Source organism: Streptomyces sp. NPDC051211 (assembly GCF_040689505.1).
Lineage (GTDB): Bacteria > Actinomycetota > Actinomycetes > Streptomycetales > Streptomycetaceae > Streptomyces.
In genome coordinates this window covers 122,619-138,917 of record NZ_JBFBAV010000014.1, presented here as the reverse complement: position 1 = coordinate 138,917, position 16,299 = coordinate 122,619, and the positions used below count along the sequence as shown (strand labels likewise).

11 protein-coding genes and 1 other RNA gene are annotated in these 16,299 nt (G+C 73.7%); 8 read left to right on the top strand and 4 right to left on the bottom strand.

The genetic code is table 11. The features are described from left to right. Positions 1-78: 78 nt before the first annotated feature. On the bottom strand, positions 79-3,210 hold the full coding sequence (locus tag AB0447_RS16780) for an FtsK/SpoIIIE domain-containing protein (RefSeq protein ID WP_366477398.1): 3,132 nt from the start codon (positions 3,208-3,210) through the stop codon (positions 79-81). A 381-nt stretch (positions 3,211-3,591) separates the two neighbouring features. Between AB0447_RS16780 and AB0447_RS16775 the strand changes: the two genes are divergently transcribed. Further along, the gene (locus AB0447_RS16775; protein WP_366477397.1) at positions 3,592-5,379 is read left to right on the top strand and encodes a protein kinase; all 1,788 of its coding nucleotides are present in this window, start codon (positions 3,592-3,594) and stop codon (positions 5,377-5,379) included. Between the two features lie 145 nt (positions 5,380-5,524). After that, on the top strand, positions 5,525-6,793 hold the full coding sequence (locus AB0447_RS16770) for a serine/threonine-protein kinase (protein ID WP_366477396.1): 1,269 nt from the start codon (positions 5,525-5,527) through the stop codon (positions 6,791-6,793). A gap of 837 nt (positions 6,794-7,630) precedes the next feature. On the opposite strand, the gene AB0447_RS16765 is transcribed toward AB0447_RS16770, so the two are convergent. Next, a complete protein-coding gene (locus AB0447_RS16765) occupies positions 7,631-8,680 on the bottom strand; it encodes a 2-oxoglutarate and iron-dependent oxygenase domain-containing protein (RefSeq protein ID WP_366477395.1) in 1,050 nt (349 codons plus the stop codon). A gap of 273 nt (positions 8,681-8,953) precedes the next feature. On the opposite strand from AB0447_RS16765, the gene prfB reads away from it, so the two are divergent. Then, positions 8,954-10,063, top strand: a complete 1,110-nt coding sequence (prfB, locus tag AB0447_RS16760) for a peptide chain release factor 2 (protein WP_366477394.1) — start codon at positions 8,954-8,956, stop codon at positions 10,061-10,063. Positions 10,064-10,190: 127 nt separating this feature from the next. Here prfB and AB0447_RS16755 read toward each other — a convergent pair whose 3' ends face one another. After that, positions 10,191-10,382, bottom strand: a complete 192-nt coding sequence (locus tag AB0447_RS16755) for a hypothetical protein (protein ID WP_366477393.1) — start codon at positions 10,380-10,382, stop codon at positions 10,191-10,193. A 248-nt stretch (positions 10,383-10,630) separates the two neighbouring features. Here AB0447_RS16755 and ftsE point away from each other — a divergent pair, with 248 nt between their 5' ends. The 5 genes from ftsE to ssrA all read left to right on the top strand — a co-directional run bounded on the left by ftsE (position 10,631) and on the right by ssrA (position 14,583). Next, positions 10,631-11,320: a cell division ATP-binding protein FtsE gene (gene ftsE, locus AB0447_RS16750; protein WP_351320538.1), complete on the top strand. Its 690-nt coding sequence runs from the start codon at positions 10,631-10,633 to the stop codon at positions 11,318-11,320. A 25-nt stretch (positions 11,321-11,345) separates the two neighbouring features. Beyond that, a complete protein-coding gene (gene ftsX, locus AB0447_RS16745; RefSeq protein ID WP_366477392.1) occupies positions 11,346-12,311 on the top strand; it encodes a permease-like cell division protein FtsX in 966 nt (321 codons plus the stop codon). Between the two features lie 67 nt (positions 12,312-12,378). Then, a complete protein-coding gene (locus tag AB0447_RS16740) occupies positions 12,379-13,605 on the top strand; it encodes a S41 family peptidase (protein WP_366477391.1) in 1,227 nt (408 codons plus the stop codon). Between the two features lie 18 nt (positions 13,606-13,623). Further along, a complete protein-coding gene (gene smpB, locus AB0447_RS16735; protein WP_366477390.1) occupies positions 13,624-14,109 on the top strand; it encodes an SsrA-binding protein SmpB in 486 nt (161 codons plus the stop codon). A gap of 85 nt (positions 14,110-14,194) precedes the next feature. Further along, positions 14,195-14,583, top strand: a transfer-messenger RNA (tmRNA) gene (gene ssrA, locus AB0447_RS16730). 63 nt (positions 14,584-14,646) lie between these two features. Here the strand turns inward: ssrA and AB0447_RS16725 are convergent. Further along, positions 14,647-16,200, bottom strand: coding sequence for an SH3 domain-containing protein (locus tag AB0447_RS16725; RefSeq protein ID WP_366477389.1), 1,554 nt, complete (start codon positions 16,198-16,200; stop codon positions 14,647-14,649). Positions 16,201-16,299: the final 99 nt, after the last annotated feature.

The window sequence follows — 16,299 nt, the reverse complement described above, 5'->3', positions numbered from 1 at the left end:
TGGTGTGTTCCGTGCCACAAGGTCTACGCCGTCACTCCTGCCGCCCGCAATACCGCGTCGGCCCGAAGGCCGTCGGGCTCAGGGCGCGGCCGGGAACAGCACGGGTATCGCCGAGACCAGGTGGGAGGCCCGCTCCAGGGCGCTGGCCAGCAGGGCGAGGTCGGTCGGGCCGTTGCCCAGCTCGCGCACCGGACGACGGGCCGGCGGATCACCCATCCGGTCCCACTCCACCGGCACCACCGTCGGCCGCAGGGTGGCCGTCCGCGGAATCCGGCCGGTCACCCGGCCCCCCTGGAAGGGGATGCCGCGGCCGTCCGGATACCGCAGCACACCCCGGCCGGGGCCCGGCTGATCGGGTGCGTCCAGCTCCACCCGCAGCCGCGCCAGCCGGGCCGGCTCGGTCTCCGCGGTGCGCTCCGGGCGGGCGGTGGCCGCGACCAGGTGCACCCCGAGCCGGCCGCCCTCGCGGGCCACCGCCTCCAGGGCGCGCACCACCGAACCGGCGGCCGGCCGGCCGGTACTGCCCAGCGCCGGCGCGACCAGCGCATCGAAATCGTCGACCAGCACCACCAGCCGGGGCAGCGGGCCGGGCCCGGCGGCCGGCTCGGTCCTGGTGTTCGCCCGCAGCCGCAGCGTGCCGGAGCGCGGGGGGTCGAGGTCGCCGTTCCCGCGCACTTCGCCGGGGCTGGGCCGGCGCGGGGCGACCATCCGGTCGGACACCTCCCGCCGGGCGTGCCACTCGCTGAACGACATCCCCTCCAGCAGCTCCGACCGGCGCTTCAGCTCGGCGCCGAGGGCCTGCGCGAACTCGCGCATCCGGAGCGGATCGGAAGCCACCAGGTGCGCCGAGACGTGCGGCAGCTCGGTGCACGGGCCCAGGCCCTCGCCGCGCTCACCGCCGGCCCCGTCGAGCAGCACCAGTCCGAGCCGGTCCGGGCGCGCGGCCGAGGACAGCGAGGCGGCGACCGACCGGAGCAGCTCGGTCCGCCCGCTGCCGGGCGGACCCTCGATCAGCAGGTGCGGCCCGTCGGCCACCAGCTCGGCCCCGACCGGCCCGCGCCGGCCGCTGCCGAGGATCACCTCGGCCAGCCCGCCGACGCTCTGCCCCTGCTCGGTGGCGGCCGCCCAACGGGCCATCAGGGAGGCTGGGGTGGCGCGCGCCAGCCCCAGCTCGTCGAGGAGCCGCGCGGTCTGCGGCAGCGCGGCCGCGGCCGCCGGGCGGGCCGGGCCGGGCGTACCGGCCTCCGGGCGCAGCGGCGCCAGGGCGCGGGCGAACCGCTCCGCCCAGGCGGCGGAGACGCCGTCGGCGGTGGCGCCCCGGCCGTGCCCGGTCAACTGCCCGCCGCGGACCGGGAAACTGCGGACCGTGGTGGCCACGTCCCCGCTGAGCAGCGCGACCTCACCGCAGTCCCGGAACGCCGGGACGACGGCGCAGGCCGCCTCGAAGGTCTCGGTGAGGGTGGAGGCGGGGGTGGCGGCCGGCGCCTCGGCGAGGCAGAGCAGGTGGATCCCGGCGGCGGGGCCGTGCGAGGCGAGCCGGCCGGTCAGATCCCGGAGCGGGCCCGGCCCCGGATCCCCGTCGAGCACCACCAGCGTGTACGAGCCCTCGTACGCCTGCGAGGCCTGCCGCACCTCGGCAGGGCCGGCGGCGGCCCAGCCGGTGCCGAGCGGGCCGTCGTCCAGCCGCCGGGTCAGCTCGGCGGTCCGGGCGGCCGCCTGGTCGCGGTCGTAGGCCAGCAGCAGCCGGCAGTCCTGGCCGTGCGCCGGCCGGGTGTGCGGCAGCCAGCCCAGCCAGCCCCAGTCCCGGACCCGGTCCGGGACCGGCCGGGCGCGGTCGGTGGCGAGCAGTACGATCTCCAGCTCGCCGGGGGAGTGCCGGGCGGCCAGCTGTGCCACCACCGAGCGGGCCAGGCCGGTCAGCCGGGCCCGCGGGCCGGCCAGCCCGAGCGCGCCGGACTCCCGCAGCGACACCCGGCAGCCGGCCCCGAGGCCCACCCCGAGCGGCTCACCGCCGCCGGCCCACAGCTCCCGCGTCGGCCCGAGCGCGGCCAGCAGCAGGGCGGCGGGGTTGTCCCGGCCGGGCAGGGAACCCGCCTCGGCCTCGACGGCCACCGGCTCGACCGGCTCGGCCTCGTCCCGCCCCACCCACTTCCGCGCCCACGCCCCGATGCCCCGCCGCCGGCCCTTCCCGACCTGCCCGGCCTCTTCCGCCCGCCCGTCGCGGCTGCCGCTGCCGTCCGGCCCGCGGCTGCCGTCGATCCCGCCGGGGGCGTACGGCCCGGCGGCCGTGCCCGCGCCCGCAGCCGCGGCTGCGCCGGAGCCGCCGCGGGGCCCCGCATGACCGGCCTGCGGCCACCCGGCGGGGCCGGCGCCGGGCTGGGGTGCGCCGGTGGACCCGGCGGGGTCGTACGGGCCGGGCTGCGGCTGGGCGCCGGCGGGCGTGGCCCCGGGGCCGTGGTGCTCCGCACCGGCGTGACTGCCGGCCTGCGGCCATCCGGCGGGGCCGGAGCCCGCGCCCGCGTCCGCCCCGCCCGGGGCCGAGAAGTCCGGGGCCGAGAGGTCCGGGGCCGGGGGGAGGGCCAGGTGGCCCTCGGAGTCGGGGGTGAGGGGGAGCGGGATCTGGGGGGCCGAGGCGAGGCGGAGGGTGGATTCGCCGATGCGGAGCAGAGCGCCCGGGGCCAGCAGGACCGGTTCGCCGCCGACGGTCCCGCCGTCCACCGTGGTCCCGTTCGTGGAGTCGAGGTCGGCCACCCGCACTCGCCCGTCCTCACCCACCACCACCGCGCAGTGCAGCCGCGACACGTCGGGATCGTCCAGCGGCACGTCCGCATCCCCGGACCTCCCGATCCGCAGCTGCCCGGGGTGCAGCAGGTGCACCCCGCCGGCGTCCGGGCCGGCCACCACCTGGAGCTGGGCCGCCGCGCCCGAAGTCGTGATGCCGGCGGTGTCGGGGACCGGTGTGTGCACGGCCAGGACCGCCCCGTCCACCAGCGGCGGCTCCCCGAGCACCCGGCGCTGCGGATCGAGCCGTTCCGCGCCGGCGTACAGCACGACCGTGCCCCCGGTGTCCGGGCCGCCGACGGTCGCGGCGAGGCCGGAGGCCACCGCGGACAGAGTCGTGCCGACGGGCGCGGTGACGAGCACGTCACAGGTCGCGGGCACGGTCTGGTGGCCGTTGCGCGGCCCGATGACGGTCAGCCGGATCTGCATCGCCGTCGCGGTCCCTTCTGCGCGGTGCGTGCGGCGCCCGGCGGGTCACGGACGACGGGACATGCTGCCCGGTCCGCCCCCCACCCGGCACGGACGCGTCCGTCCGGTCAGGTCTGCCGGAACACCGGGCTCCCGCCCCGCCGTTCCGTGCTGGGTGCATCCTCGCACCTGCCGCCGACAACACGCCCGGCACCCACCAACAAGTGATCTTGAACGATCGTTCCGCCGCGAAAATACGGACGTAAACCGCCCCCGGCATACCCCACAAACATCACCCTTCGCACATATGTGCGGCAACCAACCCTCCGTGCCCCGCGTCTACCGGGGGGACACCCCCTAGAGTGGGCCGATAGCAACAGCGACAGCAGGGGAGCGCGAGACGTGCGGCCAGTCGGCAGCAAGTACCTGCTCGAGGAGCCGCTCGGACGCGGCGCCACGGGCACCGTCTGGCGTGCGCGCCAGCAGGATGCCGGACAGTCCGGCGGCCCCGGCGAGACGGTCGCCATCAAGGTGCTCAAGGAAGAGCTGGCGAACGACGCCGACATCGTCATGCGCTTCCTGCGCGAGCGCTCGGTCCTGCTCCGCCTGACGCACCCCAACATCGTCCGCACCCGCGACCTCGTCGTCGAGGGCGACCTCCTCGCCCTGGTCATGGACCTGGTCGAGGGCCCGGACCTGCACAAGTACATCCGGGAGAACGGCCCCCTCACGCCGGTCGCCGCGAGCCTGCTGACCGCCCAGATCGCGGACGCGCTCGCCGCCAGCCACGCCGACGGCGTGGTCCACCGCGACCTGAAGCCCGCCAACGTGCTGCTGGACGAGAGCGACGGGCAGATGCGCCCGATGCTCACCGACTTCGGCATCGCCCGGCTGGCCGACTCCCCGGGCCTGACCCGCACCCACGAGTTCGTCGGCACCCCCGCCTACGTGGCGCCCGAGTCCGCCGAGGGCCGCCCGCAGACCTCAGCCGTCGACATCTACGGCGCCGGCATCCTGCTGTACGAACTGGTCACCGGCCGCCCGCCGTTCGCCGGCGGCACCGCGCTGGAGGTGCTGCACCGGCACCTCAGCGAGGAGCCGCAGCGCCCGTCCACGGTGCCCGAGCCGCTGTGGACCGTCATCGAGCGCTGCCTGCGCAAGGAGCCGGACGAGCGCCCCAGCGCCGAGAGCCTGGCCCGCGCCCTGCGCGTGGTCGCCGCCGGCATCGGCGTGCACTCCGCCCCGCCCGAGGTCGAGGCCGCCCTCGGGGTCGGCGCCCTGCTCGCCCCCGACCCGTCGCCGGCGCCGGTCCCGGAGATCCCGGGTGCCGCCGACGCGACCCAGGTGCTGCCCAGCGGGGGCGGGTCCCCGCTCGGCGCGTACGACCCGAACGGCGCCACCTCCGTGCTGCCCAGCACCGGCCGCCCCGGGGCAGCCGGTGGCCAGGGTGGCCAGGGCGCCCCGGCCGCCGACCCCACCGCCGTCATGCCGCCCGTCCAGCGCCCCGACTCGCCGCACCCCTGGCAGTCCCAGATGCAGGCCGCCCGGGACCGCAACGAGCAGACCCAGATCCAGTACCTGGACCCGAGCGAGGACCCCCTGCGGCGCCGCCCGCAGCGGCAGGCCCCGCCGCCGGCCCCGCCGTACCAGGAGCCCGGCCGACGTCGGCCCCAGCAGCCGCAGCAGCCCCAGCCGTACCAGCAGCAGCCGCCGCAGGGGTACCACCAGGCGCCCCCGCCGCAGTACCAGCAGCAGCCGCCGCAGTACGCGCCCCCGCCGCCGCAGCACTACCAGCCGCAGCCCCCGCCGCAGGCGTACCAGCAGCCGCAGCGCCCCCAGCCGCAGCCGCAGCCGCACCGGCCGCAGTACCAGCCGCCGCAGGCCCCGCCGCCCCAGCAGCCCGGCCCGCGCGAGCGGGAACCCCGCGAGCCCCGCCGCCGCAGCGCCAACCCGATGCGGATCCCGGGCCTGGGCTGCCTCAAGGGCTGCCTGTTCATGATCGTGATCTTCGTCGTGGCGGGCTGGCTGATCTGGGAGTTCACCGGACTCCAGGAGTGGGTCGGCACCGGCAAGGGCTGGTGGGACCAGCTCTGGTCCTGGGGCTCCGGCGTCGCGGACTGGATCGGCGAGCTCGGCGGGAGCGAGGGCAGCGGCGGCAGCGGCGGAGGCTCTGGTTCCGGCACCCCGTAGCGCCGAGTTCGTGGATTTGTCGACATCCGGGACGTGATTTCCCCCGCAGAAGTGAAGGTCGCCGCGAATCGAGCCCCCTAGTGGCCTCCAACGCTCACGCGGCCGCGTAGCTTTGGGGCGTACGCCAGCCGCTGAGGGAGCAGTCGTGGCACGGAAGATCGGCAGCCGGTACACCGCTCACCAGATCCTGGGGCGCGGCAGTGCCGGCACGGTGTGGCTCGGGGAGGGCCCGGACGGGCCCGTCGCCGTCAAGCTCCTGCGCGAGGACCTCGCGTCCGACCAGGAGCTGGTGGGGCGGTTCGTCCAGGAGCGCAGCGCGCTGCTCGGCCTGGAGCATCCGCACGTCGTGTCCGTCCGCGACCTCGTCGTCGACGGCAACGACCTCGCGCTGGTCATGGACCTGGTCCGCGGCACCGACCTGCGGACCCGGCTCGACCGCGAGCGGCGGCTCGCCCCCGAGGCGGCCGTCGCGATCGTCGCCGACGTCGCGGACGCGCTGGCCGCCGCGCATGCGGCGGGGGTGGTGCACCGCGACGTCAAGCCGGAGAACGTCCTGCTCGACATGCAGGGCCCGCTCGGCCCCGGCGGCGCGCACCCGGCGCTGCTCACCGACTTCGGCGTGGCCAAGCTGATCGACTCCCCGCGGCGGGCCGGACCGCCGCCCGGCGCCGCGCGCTCCGCCCAGCCCACCCGGATCATCGGCACCCCGGACTACCTGGCCCCCGAGATCGTCGAGGGGCTGCCGCCGCGGGCCGCGGTGGACATATACGCGCTCGCGACCGTTCTGTACGAGCTGCTCGCCGGGTTCACGCCGTTCGGCGGCGGGCACCCCGGGGCGGTGCTGCGCCGTCATGTCACCGAGACGGTCGTTCCGCTGCCCGGGATCCCGGACGAGCTGTGGCAGCTGATAGTCCAGTGCCTGGCCAAGGGGCCGGCCTCGCGGCTGCGCGCCTCGGAGATGTCGGTCCGGCTGCGCGAGCTGCTGCCGCTGCTGGCGGGGATGCCGCCGCTGGACGTGGACGAGCCCGACGACCTGGAGCAGGCGGAGGCGGTGGCCGCCGTACCGGAGGAGCCGGCTCCTTCCGGGGCGGAGAGGCGGCGGGGGGTGGTTCCGCTCGTGCCGGGTTCTTCGACCGACTCGAACCGGGACACGCATACGTCCATGCGGGTGCCGGGGCCGGAGGAACTGGCGGGCGGCGCCCTGGGCACGGCCCGCGTGCCCCGTCCGGCCGGGGGCCACCGGCCGGGCTCCGCCCGGCACCGGGCGGACACGGTCCGCAGGCGGCGGCTGCTGTTGACCACCGCTGCGGTGGTGCTGGCTGCGGCCGTCGCGGTGGGCGGGTGGTTCGCCACCTCCGACGCTGCCCCGCCCCCACCCTCGGACACGAAACAATCGGTCCCAGCCCACCCATAACCCCGGCCGCCGCCGCTGCCGTAGCCCCTGCTGCCTGCTGCCTGCTGCCTGCTGCCTGCTGCCTGCTGCCCGCTGCCCGCTGCCCGCTGCCCGCTGCCCGCTGCCCGCTGCGCGGAGCCTTTCCCCACCCCGCCCCTTCCCGTAACCGGGCTCTGCCCGGGCCCGCGCCTCAATCGCCGGCGGGGCTGGGTGGGTACCGCGGGGCGGGGCTGAATGTGCCTGGGTTTCGGCCGGGGGGGTGGGTGGAGGCTTGTGGTGCCCCTGCGGGCCGGCTTCCCGGGGCGCTGCCCCGGACCCCGCGCCTCAAACGCCGGCGGGGCTGGGGGGTACCGCCGTGCGGGGTGGCCCTGGCCTTCGGCCGCGGTGTCGGGGCTTGTGGCGCCCTGCGGGCCGGCTTCCCGGGGCGCTGCCCCGGACCCCGCGCCTCAATCGCCGGCGGGGCTGGGAATGCCGGCGGGCCGGAAATGGGCGCCGGGCCGGAAAGGGCGCCGGGTCTCAAACGCCGCGCGAGGCTGGATGGGCGCAGCACATCCAGCCCGCGCGGCGTTTGAGCGCGCCGGGCGCGGAGCGCACGGAACGGTGCCGGGCGGAGCCCGTGCGCCCGGCGGGGGGCTGGGGGCTTGCCCCCGGTTCGGGAAGGGGCGGGGTGGGGAAAGGCTCCGCGCAGCGGCCCCCCCGCCCACCGACCCGGCCCTGCCGGTGCCCGGCGGGGGGCGCGGGGAGCTCCGCGTCGCGCAAACGTCGCCGGGGCGGTGCCCGGCGGGGGGCACGGGGAGCTCCGCGTCGCGTAGTCCTGCCGACGTCGCCGGGGGGCCCGGCCCCGGCGACGGTGGACGGCTACACCGGCAGGAGGTCCGGGTGCCAGCGGCGGGCTACTGCCGGGTGGGCGCGGGCGAAGCCCTTCAGTTCGTTGCGGCCGTACTCCTTGTACAGGGGGTTCGCCGCATCGTGCGACAGCCCCGGAGCGTGCTCCAGGTAAGCCCCCGGGACCGTCTCCACGACCGTGTCCAGCCGGGGGTTGTAGAAGAACGGTACGGAGAATCGTTCCACCGCACCCGGCGGGCTCACCACCCGGTGGTCGGTCGCCTTCAGATACCCCTCGGTCGCGATCTCCAGCAGCTCCCCCAGGTTCACCACGAACGCACCCTCCAGCGGCGGCACGTCCAGGAACCCCCCGTCCTTCACCACCTGGAGCCCGCCGACCGAGTCCTGGAGGAGCAGGGTCAGGAAGCCGTAGTCCTTGTGTGCCCCCACCCCCTGCCCGGCACCGGTCGGGTCCGCCCCCGGGTAGCGGATCAGCTTGGTGTGCAGGTGCGGCCGGTCCGCGAACGCCGCGTCGAAGAAGTCCTCCGGGGCCCCGATCGAGGCCAGCAGCTCCCGCAGCAGCCGGTGCGCCACCGCCGCCAGCCGCTCCTGCCAGTCCAGGACGACGGTCCGCAGCTCGGGCAGGGCCGCCGGCCACTGGTTGGGCCCCTCCAGCCACAGGTAGGCCGGGTCCCCGGGCTTCAGCTCGGGCGCCGGCCGTTCTGCGCCCACGTCCAACTGGTCGCGCCAGTCGGAGGAGCCGCCGGTCACCTCGTGGCCGATCCGGGTGTAGCCGCGGAAGTGCGGGGAGTTCAGATTGCTCACGGCGAGCCGGTCGGCTTCCGGGAGGGCGAAGAAGGCCCTGGTCAGATCCAGTATTCGGGAGATCTCGGCGGCGGTGACGCCGTGCCCGGTCAGGTGCAGGAATCCGGTGTCCCGGGCGGCCGCGTGCAGCTCCTCGCGGAAGGCGTCCCGCCGGGCGGGATCGTCGGCCAGCGAGAGGTCCAGCACGGGCAGAGAAGAGGAGACGGGAGAGACCGGAGAGTGGTCGCGGGTGTGGTCGGGGGTGTGCGCGGACGGCATGACGGCTCCGTTTCGGATGTCACGGGGTCCTGCTCCCAGGGATGGCGGGAGAGCGGGTGGAGGGAGAGACCGCCGGCAGGGGGTGGCGCCGGGGCCGCGTGTGCCGCGTACAGGACCGGAGGAATCAGGCGGGTGAAGCGCTGGTTCTAGTCCGGCGGCAGACAGCTCGTCGTGGTGACACGCATGAAGTCCACATGGCGTCGTTTCACGAGAAGGGGCATAGCCCGAGGGTACGCCGGACGGCTCTGTCCGGGGACCGGCTACGCTGGACCCGTGGCAGTCGTCGATGTATCCGAAGAGCTGAAGTCCCTCTCCTCGACCATGGGGTCGATCGAGGCCGTCCTGGACCTCGACAAGCTGAGGGCAGAAATCGCCGTGCTCGAGGAGCAGGCCGCGGTGCCGTCCCTGTGGGACGACCCCGAGGCAGCCCAGAAGATCACGAGCAAGCTTTCGCACCTCCAGGCCGAGGTCCGCAAGACCGAGGCGCTGCGCGGCCGGATCGACGACCTCGCCGTGCTGTTCGAGCTCGCCCAGGAGATGGACGACGCCGACACCCTGGCCGAGGCCGAGGCCGAGCTGGTGCTCGTCCGCAAGGCGCTCGACGAGATGGAGGTCCGCACCCTCCTGTCCGGCGAGTACGCCGAGCGCGAGGCGCTGGTCAACATCCGCGCCGAGGCCGGCGGCGTCGACGCCTCCGACTTCGCCGAGCGGCTCCAGCGCATGTACCTCCGCTGGGCCGAGCGCCACGGCTACGCCACCGAGGTGTACGAGACCTCGTACGCGGAAGAGGCCGGCATCAAGTCGACCACCTTCGTGGTCAAGGCCCCGTACGCCTACGGCACGCTTTCCGTCGAGCAGGGCACCCACCGCCTCGTGCGCATCTCGCCCTTCGACAACCAGGGCCGCCGCCAGACCTCCTTCGCGGGCGTCGAGGTGCTCCCGGTCGTCGAGACCAGCGACCACGTCGAGATCGACGAGTCCGAGCTGCGCGTGGACGTGTACCGCGCCTCCGGCCCCGGCGGCCAGGGCGTCAACACCACCGACTCGGCGGTCCGCATCACGCACATCCCGACCGGCATCGTGGTGTCCTGCCAGAACGAGCGCTCCCAGATCCAGAACAAGGCGAGCGCCATGAACGTCCTCCAGGCCAAGCTGCTCGAGCGGCGCCGCCAGGAGGAGCAGGCCAAGATGGACGCCCTCAAGGACGGCGGCAGCTCCTGGGGCAACCAGATGCGCTCCTACGTCCTGCACCCGTACCAGATGGTCAAGGACCTGCGGACGGAGTTCGAGGTCGGCAACCCGCAGGCCGTCCTGGACGGCGAGATCGACGGCTTCCTCGAGGCCGGCATCCGCTGGCGCAAGCAGCAGGAGCAGACCGCCTAGGCCCGTCCCCGGTAGCGGTACGGAACAGAACACGGGTGGGGCCCGGACACCTTCAGGTGTCCGGGCCCCACCCGTGTTCTGCATGCATGATCGGGACGCGGTGGAACAGCGCCGACGACGGACAGCCCTACGCGGTCTGGTACGCCACCAGAGCCAGAGCTGCCAAGAGCACCACCATGAGCGCGATGAGCGCCATGGGGTTCAGGCCGGCGAAGGGGCGCTCCTGCTGGAGGCGCTCCCGGTTGGCCCGGCACACCGGGCAGCGGCCCTGGCTGACGGGCGCGGCGCAGTTCGCGCACACGAGCCGGTCATATGTCATGCGCTCTCCTCCTCTCGTCCCCTGGAACAACGGCGGGGGGAACGCAACCGTTCCCCCTACCACTGTGCCAGCTCGCGCGGCATTCGGCGCGGCCCGCCCGGGACCCGACCGTCCGTGCGGTATCGCGGGCGGGACTCGGCGAGGGACATGGTGAGGGATATATCGGGCAACTCCGGACGCTGGGTCCCGGCCTCCCGCCCGTTCGCGTATGGTCACGCACACCTACTCCCGGCGACCGTGGTGCACCCGTGATCCGATTCGACAGTGTCTCCAAGTCCTACCCGAAGCAGAACCGCCCGGCACTCAGGGACGTGTCCCTGGAGATCGCCAAGGGTGAGTTCGTCTTCCTGGTCGGCTCCTCCGGCTCCGGAAAGTCCACCTTCCTGAGACTCGTCCTCCGCGAGGAGCGGGCGAGCCACGGCCAGGTGCACGTCCTGGGCAAGGACCTCGCCCGGCTCTCCAACTGGAAGGTCCCCCACATGCGGCGCCAGCTCGGCACCGTGTTCCAGGACTTCCGGCTGCTCCCCAACAAGACCGTCGCGGAGAACGTGGCCTTCGCCCAGGAGGTCATCGGCAAGCCCCGCGGCGAGATCCGCAAGGCCGTCCCGCAGGTGCTGGAGCTGGTCGGACTGGGCGGCAAGGAGGAGCGGATGCCCGGCGAGCTGTCCGGCGGCGAGCAGCAGCGCGTGGCCATCGCGCGGGCCTTCGTCAACCGGCCGGCCCTGCTGATCGCGGACGAGCCCACCGGCAACCTCGACCCGCAGACCTCCGTCGGCATCATGAAGCTGCTGGACCGGATCAACCGCACCGGCACCACCGTGATCATGGCGACGCACGACCAGCAGATCGTCGACCAGATGCGCAAGCGCGTCATCGAACTCGAACAGGGCCGTCTCGTCCGCGACCAGTCGCGCGGCGTCTACGGCTACCAGCACTGAAAGACCGAAAGGCCGTAGAGACGCCATGCGCGCCCAGTTCGTCATGTCGGAGATCGGCGTCGGTCTCCGCCGCAATCTGACGATGACCTTCGCCGTCATCATTTCCGTCGCCCTTTCGCTGGCCCTGTTCGGTGGCTCCCTGCTCATGCGCGACCAGGTGAGCAAGATGAAGGGCTACTGGTACGACAAGGTCAACGTCACCATCTACCTCTGCAACAAGAACGACGCGGAGGACAGTGCCAAGGTCGGCGCCGGCGGGACGGGCGCCGGAACCGGCACCGGCGGCGCCCTGTGCGCCAAGGGCGCGGTGACCGCGGAGCAGAAGCAGCAGATCGAGGGCGAGCTCAAGAAGCTCGACATCGTCGAGACGGTCCGGTACGAGTCCGCCGACGAGGCCTACAAGCACTACAAGGAGCAGTACGGGCACACCGCGCTGGCCTCCACCATCACCCCGGACCAGATGCAGGAGTCCTTCCGGGTCAAGCTCGAGGACCCGGAGAAGTACAAGGTCATCACGAGTGCCTTCGCCGGCCGCGACGGGGTGCACTCGGTACAGGACCAGCGCTCCTACCTGGACAACCTGTTCCGGATGCTGAACTACCTCAACTACGCCGCCCTCGGCATCATGCTGATCATGCTGATCGTGGCGCTGCTGCTGATCGTCAACACGGTGCGCGTCTCGGCGTTCAGCCGTCGGCGGGAAACCGGGATCATGCGGCTGGTGGGCGCCTCCAGCTTCTACATCCAGGTCCCGTTCATCATGGAGGCCGCCTTCGCCGGCCTCATCGGCGCCGTCCTCGCCTGCGGGATGCTCGGCGCGGGCCAGTACTTCGTGATCGACCACGGGGCCGCGCTGCGCACCAAGATGGAGCTGATCAACTTCATCGGCTGGGACTCGGTGCTGACCAAGCTGCCGCTGGTCCTCGTCATCGGCGTGCTGATGCCCTCGCTTGCCGCGTTCATCGCGTTGCGCAAGTACCTGAAGGTGTGACAAGCGCCCCCTGAGCGGTACGGGCAACCAGCCGTCCCGCCGCGGGGTTTGTCCTAGACTCGGCGCCATGCCGGGCCGCCCCCCGTACTGTCTCCGGCCCCGCGACCTGCGTCGCGGGGCCGTCCTCACCTTGGCCTTACTCGGTGCCCTCGGCACGGCCGCCAGCACCGGCTGTTTCGGCGAAACGGCGGACCGTACGGTCGACATCGCCCGGGCCGGGACACCGGCCGCCGCACCGGCCGACCCCGCCGCTGCCGATGCCGCCGGCCCCGCCGCCTCCCCGGCGCGGCCGGGGACCGCCGACCGGGAAGCGGTGGCCCGGGCCGCCGCCGAGGCCGTCGCCGACGGAAAGTCCGGCAAGAAGGCCGCCCAGGAGGTGGTCAGCCGCAGCGGCGACCGCTGGGGCGTGGTCTACGACCGCACCGAGTACGCCGGCTTCGAAGAAGACCTCGACGGCCGCTGGACCGGGGTCGGCCTGTGGGCCGGCTGCCACCGCGACGGCAGCATCTCCGTCGACCGGGTCCAGCCCGGCGGTCCGGCCGACCGGGCCGGCATCCGGGCCGGCGACCGGCTCCTCGCCGTGGACGGCAAGCCGGTCACCGGCCTCACCACCGCCGAGGTCGTCACCTTGCTGCGCGGCACCGCCGGCACCGCCGTGGTGCTGGACCTGCGCCGGGACGGCCGGGACCGCACCGAAACCCTGCACCGCGCCCAGCTGCGCATCGAGCCGGTCACCGTCCGCAGCCTCCCCGGCGGCATCACCGTGATCAAGGTGTCCGCCTTCACCCGCGGCTCCGGCGACCGGGTCCGCGAGGCCGTCCGCGGCGCCCCGCCCGGCGCCGGCGTCATGCTGGACCTGCGCGGCAACCCCGGCGGCCTGGTCGCCGAGGCCGTGCGGGCCGCCTCCGCCTTCCTCGACGGCGGCCTGGTCGCCACCTACGACGTACGGGGTGCCCAGCGCGCCCTCTACGCCGACCGCGGCGGCGACACCGTCCGCCCGCTGGTGGCGCTGGTGGACGGGGGCACGATGAGCGCCGCCGAACTGCTCACCGGAGCCCTCCAGGACCGCGGCCGCGCCGTCGCCGTGGGCAGCCGTACCTTCGGCAAGGGCTCGGTGCAGCTGCCGACGGAGCTCCCCGACGGCTCGGTGGCCGAGCTGACGGTGGGTACGTACCGCACGCCCGCGGGCCGCAGCCTGGACGGCAGGGGCATCACCCCGGACCTCAACGCCGGCGGCGAGCGGACCGAGGAGCGGGCCCGCACGGTATTGGGTGGCCTCGGGGGCACCCCTTAGTGCGAAAATGACCGCACTATGGCTAAGGAAAAAGGGCGCAAGCTGATCGCCCAGAACAAGAAGGCGCGGCACGACTACACGATCCTCGACACCTACGAGTGCGGCCTCGTGCTCACCGGCACCGAGGTCAAGTCCCTGCGCCAGGGCCGGGCCTCGCTGGTGGACGGATTCGTGTCGGTGGAGGGGCGCGAAGTGTGGCTCTACAACGTGCACGTGCCGGAGTACAGCCAGGGGACGTGGACCAACCACAGCGCCCGGCGCAAGCGCAAGCTCCTCATGCACCGGGAGGAGATCGACAAGCTGGAGCGGAAGGCGGACGAGACGGGTCACACGGTCGTGCCCCTGTCGCTGTACTTCAAGGACGGCCGCGCGAAGGTGGAGATCGCGCTGGCGAAGGGCAAGAAGGAGTACGACAAGCGGCAGACGCTGCGGGAGAAGCAGGACACCCGCGAGACGAACCGGGCGATCTCGGCCATCCGTCGCAAGCAGCGCGGTACTGTTTAATCTCCTGGCACGCGGTGGTCCACTTCGCGTACCATGGCGTCAGCACCCCCCGCTTGCGGGTGGGAGCAGCTTGTTAAAAAAACATGGGGATGATCGGTTTCGACAGCGGATGTCGATGCAGGGGAAGCGAGCCGAGGAAGCGGCAATGATCTCGCTAACCATATGTCGCAAACAATAATCGCCAACTCCAAGAGCGATAACTCCCGCTTCACCCTCGCTGCCTAATAACAGTGAGCTGAAGCCTCTGTGAGGAGCGTCAGCCCGGAAGTGGTCCCGGTCCGGATCCTGGCGTCAACAAGGGATCTAAACCTCTAGCCCCGGTCACGGGGGTTGGAGGGAAATCAAACAGTGACTGAGCCCGTCGGAGACTTGTCCGTGTGATCTCCGGGGCCGAGAAAATCGCAGCGGACTGCGCTCGGAGAAGCCCTGCTTCTGCACCGTTGGACGCGGGTTCGATTCCCGCCATCTCCACTCATCCCATGTGGGCGAAGGCCCCGCGACCGGTTCGGTCGCGGGGCCTTCGTCATGTGCGGCTGCTCAGGAGCAGTACGGGATCTTGTTGAGGTTCTTCGCGTAGCGGGCGGCGATCCAGCCGCGGCCGTCGGCGAGCTTGTACCAGATCGAATTGCCGTCGACCTGCTGGCCGTTGGCCTTGCACTGCACCGGGACCACGGTGCCGTTCTTGATCTTGTGGGTCTGGGCGTATCCGGTGCTCGGGCCGGAGCGGACCTTCAGCTTGTGGTCCGGGGACACGATGCGGGCCTTGTACTGCGGCTGGGGCTTCGGCTGGCCGGGCTTGCCGTTGTCGTGGCCGTGGGGCTTGCCGCACTTCCTGCAGACGCCCGGCTTGCCCTGGTTGCCCTTCTCGCCCTTCTCACCCCTCGGCCCCTTGGGGCCCTGCGGGCCGGCCGGGCCCTGGATTCCCTGGGGACCCTGCGGTCCGGCGGGACCGCCCGCCGGGCCCTGCGGACCTTGCGGGCCCCGGGGTCCCTGCGGGCCGGCGAGGCCGGGCTCGCCCTGCCTGCCCTTCTCGCCCTGCCTGCCCTTTTCGCCCTTGGGACCCTTCTCGCCCTGGCGGCCCTTGGGGCCCTGTGGCCCGGCCGGGCCGCGGTCGCCCTGCTTGCCGGGCTTGCCCTTCGGTCCCTGCGGGCCGGCGGGGCCGAGGTCGCCCGTGGCGCCCTGGTCTCCCTTGGTGCCCTGGGGGCCCCGAGGTCCAGCCGGTCCCTGGATTCCCTGCGGTCCCCGGGGTCCCTGGGGGCCGGCCGGACCCTGCGGGCCGCCTTCCGGTCCCTGCGGGCCCTGGGGGCCGGCCGGACCCCGGATTCCCTGGGGGCCGGCCGGGCCGCGCTCGCCCGGGATGCCCTGTTCGCCCTGTTCGCCCTGTTCGCCCTGTTCGCCCTGTTCGCCCTGGTCACCCTGGTCGCCCTTGGGGCCTTGCGGGCCCCGAGGGCCGACGGGGCCCTGGAGGCCGGTCTCGCCCCGCTCACCCCGCTCGCCCCGCTCCCCCTGCTCGCCCTTCTCGCCCTTCGGGCCGGGCCGGCCCGGCTTGCCGTGGTGGCCGGGCAGGCCGGGGATGCCGGGCTTGCCGTGATCGCCCGGATCCCCCTTGTCGCCCTTCGGACCGGTGACCGGAGTGGCCACCGCGAACAGCGTGGGCGCATCCGCCCCGGTCGCCCACTCGCCGCCGTCCAGCGTGGTGCCCTCCGGCGCGTTCGCGTGCACCCGCAGGGCCACGCCCAGCCGGGTCCGCTCGTTCGCCGGGAAGGTGAAGCCGGCCCGGTTGCCGGCGTCGCAGGTCAGCAGCCGCGCGTCGGCGGACCGGGTGCACGGCACCGACGCCCGCTGCCCGTTCCAGTAGAAACGGGCCTCGGGGAAGCTCGTCCGCTCCGGAGCGGTGATCCGGAACGTCGAACTGACCGCCTGATCGGCCCCGTTGTCGGCCACGATCACGATGCGGCCCGTCTTGCCGGGGGCAATGGACGGCACGTACGGCTGGGAGAACCGGATGCTCGCCGAGTCGGCGAAGGCCGGTGCCACGGGCACCAGACAGGTCGCCGTGACGGCAGCGACCACCAGAGCGGTCGCAGGCATGCAGCGGTAAGCAGGCAAGGGGGTTCCTCCGCGAGGGAAGGCGACGGATCCGGCGTGCGGCCGCTGAGCGCGGCCGGCCGGTGGGCGAGAGGCCCCCAC